This is a genomic window from Agathobacter sp. LCP21S3_B2 (genome assembly GCF_052118705.1).
Classification (GTDB): domain Bacteria; phylum Bacillota; class Clostridia; order Lachnospirales; family Lachnospiraceae; genus Roseburia.
Map to the genome: position 1 here is coordinate 1 of NZ_JBQKGQ010000050.1, position 826 is coordinate 826.

General features: G+C 41.9%; 1 protein-coding gene. It reads left to right on the plus strand.

Features of this window, described 5'->3' with window-relative positions; all coding sequences use genetic code 11:
- Positions 1–734 (plus strand): IS1380 family transposase (locus ACTQ1L_RS15225; protein WP_441368096.1); only part of this gene is annotated, 734 nt, incomplete at its 5' end.
- Positions 735–826 lie beyond the last annotated feature (92 nt).

An 826-nucleotide genomic window follows, 5' to 3' on the forward strand; every position in this document is an offset into this window, starting at 1 on the left:
GCAAAGAAGCAGACATTTTTATGAAGGCTCTTCTGGATGAATTCATCAGCGATTTTCCGGATATGCCACTTTTCCTTCGTGGTGACAGTGGTTTTGCATCACCGGATCTGTATGAAGTTCTTGAAGATAAACACTGCAAATATGCCATCCGGCTGAAAGAGAATGCAAAACTGTGCGAATTAGCCGAAGATGAAAATCAGGCATTGTACCGTGCAACAAAATTCAACCAGGTGGATTATGCCGTCGAGTATGGTGAATTCATGTATCAGGCGGGCTCATGGAGCCATCCACGCAGAGTGGTTTTCAAAATCGAAAAGCCGTATGGGCAGATGATCCATCTGTATACCTTTATTGTCACAACGCTGGAAATGAAACCATATCAGGTGATCCAATTCTATTGCGGAAGAGGCAAAATGGAAAATTTCATCAAAGAAGGCAAAAGAGGTTTTGACTTTGCATCCGTAAGCAGTTCCTCTAAACTGGTAAATGCGAACCGTCTTCTTCTTCATGCATTAGCCTATAATTTATTCAATTGGTTTAGGCGACTGGCTCTTGCTGTCAGCATGAGAAAACAGCGTATAGATACCATTCGTTTAAAATTGCTGAAAATTGCCGCAAGAGTGGCAAAATCAGCACGATATAAATATTTCAAACTGTGTAGCAGTTGTCCCTACAAGAGAGAATTCTACGAGACACTGGAAAATATCCGCAATCTGCAACCACAGTTGGAATAACAACGGTTAGGGAACCTTGACAACCACAATCAACCTTTAAACGCAACACAGGAGAAGTCTGCCCTTTTTTAGGCTATCTTCTGGAAAGGTGA